The following is a 9,358-nucleotide window of genomic DNA, read 5'->3' as shown; positions in this document are numbered from 1 at the left end:
GCTGCACTCAAATGGTACAGCTCCATAGTTGACGCAGCCTGGGCCGGAGGCATATGAAATTAAATTCGTGGGGATCCCTCAGACTCTGACCCCATTATTGGGAGGCGCTTTTTGCCTGTATGGTGACGGGTGCTCTGTTGGAGAGCAGCAGATAAACCATGCTGGCGATGATTAACCCTACAAACCACGCATAGGCGTAAAGCATATCGAAAATAGCAGGCACGCTTTCTACAAACCCTGCCGCGCGCATAAAGCCAGGAATATTAGGCAAAATACCAATAATAAGCGCAGTCACACCCGCCATGTTCCAGCCATTGTTCGCGCCATATTCGCCACTGTGTTGAAATAGCGCATCTATGTTTAAGGTCGATTTTCTTAAGATAAAATAGTCGGCAATTAGAATACCCGCGATAGGGCCAAGTAGCGCAGAATATCCCGTAAGCCACGTAAATAAGTAGCCACCCGCGGTTTCAAGAAGCTTCCAAGGGAAGATAGCGACGCCGATACCAGCGGTTATATAGCCGCCCATTTTGAAGCTTATTTTCGAAGGCGCCATGTTCGAAAAGCCGTAAGCTGGGGCTACCATGTTAGCGGCTAGATTTGTGGTTAACGTCGCAAGTGCTAATGCAGCAAGTGCCAGCACTACACCCATGCCGCCCATTCGACCGGCAAGTGCCACAGGGTCCCATATGGCCTCACCATAAATGGTGACCGTTGCTGACGTTACCGCTACACCGATAAAGGCAAACAGCGCCATGGGTAATGGCAAGCCAATAGCTTGGCCCAACATTTGGTCTTTTTGTGATTTTGCAAAACGCGTGAAATCGGGAATGTTCAACGCCATGGTTGCCCAGAAGCCCACCATAGAAGTCAAGCCCGCGAAGAAGGCTGTCCAAAACTGCCCTTCTTTGGCTCCACCTTCAACAAACTGAGACGGCGTTGACAACATTTCGCCAAACCCACCAGCATTAACGTATGCCCAACCAAGAAGCGCTAAGCCCATTAAGATCAAAAATGGTGCAGCAAAAGTTTCAAGCCAACGAATAGATTCGGTGCCGTGTTTTATAAAAACCAAGTGCATCGCCCAGAAAGCGAAGAAGCACAGAGTTTGTGTGATATCGATACCTAAAAATGGTAGTGCCCGCCCCACAAATGCGTCGCCGCTCACGCTATTTAAAATAACGTAAATAGCACTGCCGCCAACCCATGTGTTAATTCCAAACCAGCCACATGCAACAAGCCCTCGGGCCAAAGCAGGAATCTTCGCGCCTTTGGTACCAAAGGCGCTACGTAATAATACGGGAAAAGGTAAGCCGTATTTTGCACCTGCATGACCAATTAGCATCATAGGTACAAGCACGATGATGTTGCCCAACAGTACGGTGATAACCGCTTGATACCAATTCATGCCTTCTGATACCAGGCCGGCAGATAAGAGATAAGTAGGTACACAAACCACCATCGCAACCCATAATGCCGCATAGTCTTTCCACACCCAGGTTCTGGTTTCCGCGTTGGTTGGCGCTAAATCTTCATTCCATAAATCGCCATCGTAATGGGAAGGTTTTGTCATGGTCTGATTGTTGGTGTTATCCACGATCTATTTCCTTATTGGGTTTGCTATTACTTGTTGCTTCTTTTTACACAGCGTCATGCTCGGCAAAGCGGTAGGTTAAAAAATGCATCAGCACTCTCAACGGCGTAACGATTAGATTAGAGGCTCGCTGCTAACCTTTATTGGGGCCTGCTGATCTTTGGTGTACAACAAAGGTCAACAGCCCCTAGCAAAAAAGAAAAGCAAAAATACTGCCGCTTCGCGCGCTTTGTTAACGCAAAACCTAAATACCGTTTTGCTACGTCGGTATTTAGGTTAGCGACGCACGTTTCTTTTTAGAAGTAGGAGATACGCTTTATTTTGTTAAACAAAGCGCAACTACGCTAATTAGAAATTACGTCTTACCGTTACGCCATACGTTCTAGGCTTCGCATAGGAAATCTGGCTGGTTCCATAAAAACCAGTTACGTCAAAGCCAATAAGTTCATGGTCTGAGTCAAACAGGTTATCTACATAAGCCGCTATTAGCCATTTGTCCTCAGCGTCTACCCAGGTTAAACGAGTATCAGCCGTGGCATAGCTATCAATTTCATGAGCGGTAAAATTCCGCGCATTGTGAAAGGTTTCCGACTGATAATTGGCTGACAGTTGGGCTGCCATATTGCCGTCGAAGGCGTCCCAGTTATAGCGAAGCATGGCAGACGCTTGATACTCTGGGGTAAATGGCGGTGTTGTATCAGCAAAGTACCCCGAGGCCACTTCTAAGTCTTCAACCACTGCATCGGTATATGAAAAGTTAACCATAACATCTAAGCTGTCTGTCGGGGTTAAGAACACTTCTAATTCAACGCCACTAAATGAGGCTTCTTCGTTTGACACCACCCCCGCATTATTCACCCACGAAAACGACTGGTAATCGCTGTAGTCATAGTAAAAAACATTGGCATTGAAGACGCCGCTTCCGTGCATAAAAGCAAGCTTTAAACCCGCTTCATACGCAGTAAGTTCTTCGGGTTCGTATAAGCTGAAACCTCCTTGAAGCGGGGCATTGAAACTCCCCGCTTTTACGCCCCGATTGATGCCTGCATAGTACAAGCTATTACCCACACTGTATTCCAGCTGTAGCTTGGCCGACCACAGATTTTGATCGTTAGAATCAACCAAAGTCTCTAAAGACGTCGTTGTGGTGTCAATTTCGATAACTCGGTCGTTAGTATTCTCGTTTTGATACACATTACCCACAAAGTCTTTGTCTTCACGGGTGTAACGCAACCCACCAACCAGAACAAGATCGTCACTCAGGCTATAGTCTATTTGCCCAAATACAGAGTATGACTCGGTTTCAAGAGACACCAAGGTGTTATTTTCTTCACCGCCTAAGAAAAAGGTGGTGGGTGAACCCGCCAAGCCTTGGCTATAGTCCGTATCGATAGAAAGGTAATAAAGCCCCCCAACCCACTTTAAGTCTGCGGATTCACCTGAGAATCGAAACTCTTGGCTGAACTGCTCTATGGTGCTGTTAGATTGAAAAATAAGTTCGGGTGACGCGGTTTGGTCGGAGTCGAGGCCAACGGTACGTTTAAACTCTTTGTAATCAGACATGGCGAAGAAATCGAAGCTTTCAAATGCATAGTCTAATGTTGCCGCAAGCCCTTTTGACTTGATCTTGTTTTGATCGTCAAAGGCAAAGTCTTTATTTACTTTATTGCCCGATCCATCAGGGTCGAAGTTACCATTGAAATCGCCGCCTTGAACGGGACGGAAAGGATCGCCATTGAAGTTGCCGTCTACGCACACGCCTACCTGAATAGTGTCACAGCCAAGCGGGTCGTCAGCAGCGTAAATAACGTCAATCACATTGCCGTCGGCATCTTTTATCTCGGTGGTATTCACCACCTGATAAGGGCCTTCACTTTTGGTTGTATCTGACCAGTTTCCGCTTAGCAGTAACGAGCCTTGCTCACCAATATCGAACAGCAGCTGAGCACGAAACGCTTTAGTATCATCGTTGTACCCATCTTCACCGCCTCCCACAGAGCCTAAACGGGTATCGGGTGCAGCACCGTCTTCATAAATATTCTCTAGTATCTCACCTTGCTGATTAGTAAACCCAGAAAAGCGACCATAAATGCCGTCTGCTATTTCGCCTGATATCGCCCCTTCGAAGCGGTATTGTTCGAAACGTGCGGCAGTAAATTCCGCGTAGCCTTCTGTATCTGCAGTGGGCTTGGCGGTAACCGTATTAACCAGTCCGCCTGTGGCATTTCTTCCGAATAATGTTCCCTGTGGGCCTTTAAGAATTTCGATGCGAGCCACATCGAATAAACCAAAGGTTTGTGCTTGGGTACTGGCTAAATAGCCACCGTCAACGTATACCGCCACCGGCGCTTCCGCCAAGTCAGCGTAATCGTTTTGCACCACGCCTCGAATATTGAAAATAGCACGCTGACCACCGATATCACCGGCCAACGATACGCCAGGGGTAAACGCGATAAGCTCAGTACTGCTTTCAAGGCCAAGTGCCTCTAATTGTTCACCAGAAAACGCAGTAATAGCGATCCCTACATCGCTTATATTCTCGTTGCGCTTTTGCGCGGTAACTTCAATACTTTCCCAAACATTCTCTGCAGCAAAGGCCGCTGGCGTACTTAACGCCATAGCTACGGTTAACGCCAGCAGACGCTTGTGTGTGTTTAACGTATGCATGTTTTACTCTCGTTTATAGTTCTTTTTAACAAGCCTTGCGGCGGTGTTGTCCCGATATTTTTATAAGAGTAACGGTCGACGTGAACTGCATATCGATTGCCACTGGGGTGCAAACCTAAGGCAGGACTGGAGAGGAACTGCCAAAGGCTTGCGGTTTTAAATTGTTATTATTGATGGCTCATGGCTGAGCCTAAATCTCTGTTCTTTTACCTGCTGCGAGCAACTATTTGCCATACAGGCTTAATAGTTACCGTGCGTGGGCAAAGTTTTTATGGTCATTTATGGTTAATCAAGGTCAGTACGCCATGACATTAACTTGGAAATGAAAAGCTCACTCCTTCTCGAATGCCGCTTGAAGGCCAACGTTGAGTAATGGTTTTGCGTTTGGTGTAAAAGCGAACGCCATCCGGGCCGTATGCGTGAAGGTCACCAAAGAGTGAGCGCTTCCAACCACCAAAGCTGTGATAAGACACGGGCACTGGCAGCGGTACGTTTATGCCTACCATGCCCACTTGGATATTGTCTGAGAAGTAGCGGGCAGCCTCGCCATCTCGGGTGAAAATACACGTACCATTGCCGTATTCATGGCTGTCAATGAGCTGCATAGCTTGTTCCATGCTCTTAACGCGCATAACTTGTAGTACAGGGCCAAAAATCTCAGCTTTGTAGCTGGCCATTTCCGGCGTAACCTTGTCGATAAGTGTTGCACCTAAGAAGAACCCCGTCTCGTAGCCTTTTACGCTAGGGTTTCTGCCATCAACGACTACATCAGCCCCTTGCTCAGCCGCACTGGTTATGTAGCCTTCTACTTTCTCTTTGTGCTGAAGTGTAATAAGCGGTCCGAAATCGTTAGTCGCATCGTCAAAAGCCCCTACTTTTAAGCTTTCCATGGATGATTGCATTTTATCTACAATTTCATCCGCCACTTTGTCGCCTACGGCAACCACGACAGACAACGCCATGCAGCGCTCGCCTGACGAGCCAAAAGCAGCACCTAAAAGCTGATTCACTGCGTTGTCGATGTCGGCATCGGGCATCACAATAGCGTGGTTTTTAGCGCCACCTAATGCTTGGCAGCGCTTGCCATTAGCATTGGCTTTCGAATAGATGTATTCGGCGATGGGCGTTGAACCCACAAAACTCACTGCTTTAATGCGCTCGTCATCTAGTATTTGATCAACCGCTTCTTTGTCGCCATTTATAACGTTAAAAACGCCGTCGGGTAGCCCTGCTTCTTTAAGTAGCTTTGCTAGGAAAATAGCGCAGCTTGGATCGCGCTCAGAGGGTTTTAAAACAAAGGTGTTGCCGCATACAATGGCAAGCGGAAACATCCAAAGGGGCACCATGGCCGGAAAGTTAAATGGTGTAATTCCCGCCACCACGCCAAGAGGCTGAAACTCGCTCCAAGAGTCTATGCTTGGCCCAACATTTTTACTGTGCTCGCCCTTTAACAACTGGGGTGCACCACAGGCAAACTCAACATTTTCGATACCGCGCTGTAATTCGCCTGCCGCGTCGTGGCTTATCTTGCCGTGCTCCGCACCAATTAACGCAATAATTTCATCGGCATGTTCTTCTAGTAAGCTTTTAAATTTGAACATAACGCGAGCGCGCTTACTCACTGGCGTATTGCGCCACTCAACAAACGCATTTTGCGCGCTGACGATAGCGTCGTTTACCGTCGCTTTTGACGCCAGTAAAACCAGTTTTTCTGCCTCGCCCGTCGCTGGGTTATAAACATCTTGCATGCGCCCCTTTGGGGTACAGGTTTCACCGTTAATAAAGTGGCCTACTACTTTCATTATTTGTCTAATCCTTTAGTTATACGTCTTTACAAGCGCTGTGATAGCCGCGCTGATAATATAAAAGGGCGTCGGCTTCTGGGTCTTGCTTGATATCCACCACCTGGCAAAAAATAACGTCGTGAGTGGCCACACTTTTAACGTCTGTAATTATGCAATCGAAGCTTACTGCAGCATCGGCAAGCCTTGGGCAGCCAGTCGTCGATTCAACCCAATCACCAATTTCAAAGCGTTCGTTCATGGGCGCTTTACCACCGAATGTGTTTGAAATTAACTGATGCTGTGAAGTAAGGGTGTTGATAACCAAATGCGTGCTGTTTTTAAATATCTGATGTACAGATGCACCGCGATTTAAACAAACCAATAAGGTTGCAGGGTTATCACTTACGCTACATACGGCGGTCGCCGTAAAGCCTGCATGTCCTTCTGGGCCAGTGGTTGTAACGACGTTTACCGCTGCCGCTAAACTCGACATACCTTCTCGATAAGCTTCGGGAGTTACCGGGGGTAGCACTTCTGTTACTGCGTTTTTTATTGCTGTAATAGTCATACAAATATCCTTTAAATTGGCGTTACACGATGTGGCAGGCTTGCTCGAAACTTAAGCGAGGTAAGCGTTTATGTACTTTCTCTTTATCGCCGTAGCCAATGTTCAGTAAGAAATTCACCTTCCACGTGCTATCTGAAAAGAAAGTTTCGTTAAGTAATGTGGGGTTGAAACCAGACATGGCGCCAGCGTCAAGGCCTAGGGCGCGAACGGCGCTTATTAAGTAAGCCCCTTGCATAGAGCTATTGCGCATGGCGGTCTCATAGGCCGCTTCTGGACTTGAAGTAAACCAGCTTTTCGCATCTGCATAAGGGAATAACGTAGGAAGCTCTTCGTAGAACTCTTCGTCGTAGGCCACTATAACCGTACAGGGTGCGGTCATGGTTTGCTCAACATTACCGCTTGAAAGGCAAGGTTTGAGCTTTTCTCTCCCTTCATCTGAGGTAATAAAAACAAATCGCGCTGGGCTACAATTCGCCGATGTCGAGCCTACTTTTACTAAATCGTACAGCTGTTTCAACACGGCTTCTGAAATAGGGTTGTCGTGCCACTTGGTATGGGTATGCGCATCGGTAAAGAGTTGGGCTAGTCCAACCTCATCAAGCGGGCTAGTTGTTTTAAACTCTGTATTTTGTGTATCAGTCATTTTAAATTCATTCCAGTTTTATCAAATCTTTTAAACACTGCACTATGTTCTCGGTTTTTGCGCTTAGCCCATTTTTAGCTGCTTTCGCGTTGACGCTGTACTTGCAGCTTGCTTAGAAAGTTTTCGCCTCTTTAGCTGAAAACACCCCAAAGCCTGATGCAGTGTCATGTTCACGTTAGGCCACTTGCCCTAAATAGCTGCGCAGCAGTTCGTTAAACGCAATTGTGTTTGTAATGCTTGATGCATGCCCGCCGTATTCCATGACCGACAATTCGGCGTTGGGCATAGCTTCAGCCAACATCTGTGAACGCTGCCACGGCACCAAGGTGTCGTCTTTGTTGGCTAGCGCTAACGTTGGTGTGGTGATGGCGTACAAACTCTTATCAATATTGAACGTACTAAGGGCACCAATGCGGGCGAGCAAGTTTTCCTCGTTAGGGAAATGGTTGAGTAAGTGCGCCTCTTCCTCTGCCAAGTGGGCGGCATTCGCGGCTATCCAATCAGGCGGAAACAGCAGCAGCGCCTGAAGTTGCAAATACATGTCCTTTCTGCCTGCCGCCAATAGCGCTTTGCGTATATTAAAGCAGCGCAATGTGTGCGGATTTGGACTGCTCCACGCATTTACCAGCACTAAACTTTGTAAAAGCTTAGGTTTAGACAAAGCAAGCTCAAGCCCCACCAAACCACCCAGCGCGTGACCGACGAAATGGCACGCTTGCACTTCAAGTTTTCTAAGAAGTGCAGCGAGTTCATCCGCCATATTTGAAATGCTGTAATTCGCTGGCAAGTCACCCACACTTTTGTTGGTGCCATAGTGATCGTAAGTGATCACTCTGTAGTCTTGGGCAAAGTCACCCAGTTGCGGCTGCCAAAATTTAGCTGCCCCGCCCAGCCCTGAACTAAACACAATCGTAGGTGCGTCGGGCGACGTCAGACCGTGTATTTCGTAATGTAACTTGTTACGCATTTCGCCGTTCATTTCGCCGCTTATGTGGGCGTAGCTTGCCTGCACATCAGAATGCATAAAGCTCACCTATATAAAACCAGTGGGCGCAGTTCGCGGGAAGTCCAAACATAATCACCTACCCAATGTGTGCTACAGACGCAATTTCAATTAAGGCTTCAGGCTTTACCAGCCCAACCTTAATGCAGTAGCGCGCTGGCTTTTTACCTGGAAAGTATTCGGCGTACACCTTGTTTACCGCGGCGTAGTCATCCCAATCGGTAATAAAAATTGAGTTGAAGGTGACGTCATCCATAGTGCCGCCCGCTTCTTCGATGACACTTTTAATGGTTTTTAGAACGTGGCGCGTTTGTGCTTCGGCGTCGCCGACGTGGACTACGTCGTTGTTTTCGTCAAACGGTAAGGTACCTGACACATATAAAATATTGTCAGCCATAGAGCCTGGAACAAAAGGAGCTATTGGCGTTGATGTACCTGCTGGAATAATGGCTTTCTTTGGCATGTTCTTATCCTTTTCGTTGCGCTTTCTATGCATTGCTGCCTAGCGCCTATAAATGATTTACTTCAAGTCGTGCTAACTGATTTATCGTGTTGTTTTTGTCTGCGTGGCTAGTAGATGCTAAGAAGAAAGCACCTAACTCGTCCCTTCAAATACTTCACAGAACTGCGCGGTGGTAGACACCCACCCGAAAAACGTCTGAATGTTGAAAAGTGAGGCCTCGTGAATGTCTGGCGGGCCAGCTTGATATGCCGCATCGGCCATCACCACACCAAAATATTCCAGGTGAAAGCCATCGCGCAGCGTCGACTCCACACACACGTTAGTGGCAATGCCGGTAAACACTAAGTTGCGAATACCGCGGGCTCGCAGCATGCTGTCTAGATTAGTGTTATAAAAACCGCTGTAACGGGTTTTCGGTATAACGATGTCGCCATCTTGAGGCTTTAGCGCATCGACAAGCGCGTAATCCCAAGTACCTTTGGCCAGCAAACTTCCCTTAAGCTCTGGTTGTTTGCGCATGGTTTTAAGGGCATTAGACTTATACCATATATGGACCCTCTCCGATTGCAAGACACCGTGTTGATTTAATAACGTGATTCATTGCTGCCATATATTCGGCTTTTTCGTGAAGTCAAT

Annotated in this window: 8 protein-coding genes; all 8 read right to left on the bottom strand. The window is 47.4% G+C overall.

The window, feature by feature from the left end; genetic code table 11:
• Positions 1-94 precede the first annotated feature (94 nt).
• The gene (locus tag MHM99_RS20040; RefSeq protein WP_239220387.1) at positions 95-1,597 is read right to left on the bottom strand and encodes an NCS1 family nucleobase:cation symporter-1; all 1,503 of its coding nucleotides are present in this window, start codon (positions 1,595-1,597) and stop codon (positions 95-97) included.
• A gap of 345 nt (positions 1,598-1,942) precedes the next feature.
• Positions 1,943-4,261, bottom strand: a complete 2,319-nt coding sequence (locus tag MHM99_RS20035) for a TonB-dependent receptor (RefSeq protein ID WP_239220386.1) — start codon at positions 4,259-4,261, stop codon at positions 1,943-1,945.
• 311 nt (positions 4,262-4,572) lie between these two features.
• Entirely contained in the window at positions 4,573-6,063 is a 1,491-nt protein-coding gene (locus tag MHM99_RS20030; RefSeq protein WP_239220385.1) for a CoA-acylating methylmalonate-semialdehyde dehydrogenase, read from the bottom strand.
• Positions 6,064-6,082: 19 nt separating this feature from the next.
• Positions 6,083-6,613 carry a flavin reductase gene (locus tag MHM99_RS20025; protein ID WP_239220384.1) on the bottom strand — a complete coding sequence of 177 codons (531 nt, stop codon included), beginning with the start codon at positions 6,611-6,613 and terminating at the stop codon, positions 6,083-6,085.
• Positions 6,614-6,635: 22 nt separating this feature from the next.
• Complete coding sequence (locus tag MHM99_RS20020) at positions 6,636-7,256, bottom strand: malonic semialdehyde reductase (RefSeq protein WP_239220383.1); 621 nt, start codon at positions 7,254-7,256, stop codon at positions 6,636-6,638.
• 175 nt (positions 7,257-7,431) lie between these two features.
• Positions 7,432-8,280, bottom strand: a complete 849-nt coding sequence (gene rutD, locus MHM99_RS20015; protein ID WP_239220382.1) for a pyrimidine utilization protein D — start codon at positions 8,278-8,280, stop codon at positions 7,432-7,434.
• A 58-nt stretch (positions 8,281-8,338) separates the two neighbouring features.
• The gene (gene rutC / locus MHM99_RS20010) at positions 8,339-8,722 is read right to left on the bottom strand and encodes a pyrimidine utilization protein C (RefSeq protein ID WP_239220381.1); all 384 of its coding nucleotides are present in this window, start codon (positions 8,720-8,722) and stop codon (positions 8,339-8,341) included.
• A 132-nt stretch (positions 8,723-8,854) separates the two neighbouring features.
• Positions 8,855-9,241, bottom strand: coding sequence for an isochorismatase family protein (locus tag MHM99_RS20005; RefSeq protein WP_275445615.1), 387 nt, complete (start codon positions 9,239-9,241; stop codon positions 8,855-8,857).
• Positions 9,242-9,358: the final 117 nt, after the last annotated feature.

The organism is Alteromonas sp. MmMcT2-2 (assembly GCF_022348305.1).
Taxonomy (GTDB): Bacteria; Pseudomonadota; Gammaproteobacteria; order Enterobacterales; family Alteromonadaceae; genus Alteromonas; species Alteromonas macleodii.
This window is presented reverse-complemented; position numbering and strand designations above follow the sequence as displayed.

Coding starts and splice junctions, on each gene's coding strand:
- MHM99_RS20005 (WP_275445615.1), bottom strand. CDS start 9,241: ATGCGCAAACAACCAGAGCTTAAGGGAAGTTTGCTGGCCAAAGGTACT.
- MHM99_RS20020 (WP_239220383.1), bottom strand. CDS start 7,256: ATGACTGATACACAAAATACAGAGTTTAAAACAACTAGCCCGCTTGAT.
- rutD (WP_239220382.1), bottom strand. CDS start 8,280: ATGCATTCTGATGTGCAGGCAAGCTACGCCCACATAAGCGGCGAAATG.
- MHM99_RS20025 (WP_239220384.1), bottom strand. CDS start 6,613: ATGACTATTACAGCAATAAAAAACGCAGTAACAGAAGTGCTACCCCCG.
- MHM99_RS20035 (WP_239220386.1), bottom strand. CDS start 4,261: ATGCATACGTTAAACACACACAAGCGTCTGCTGGCGTTAACCGTAGCT.
- MHM99_RS20030 (WP_239220385.1), bottom strand. CDS start 6,063: ATGAAAGTAGTAGGCCACTTTATTAACGGTGAAACCTGTACCCCAAAG.
- rutC (WP_239220381.1), bottom strand. CDS start 8,722: ATGCCAAAGAAAGCCATTATTCCAGCAGGTACATCAACGCCAATAGCT.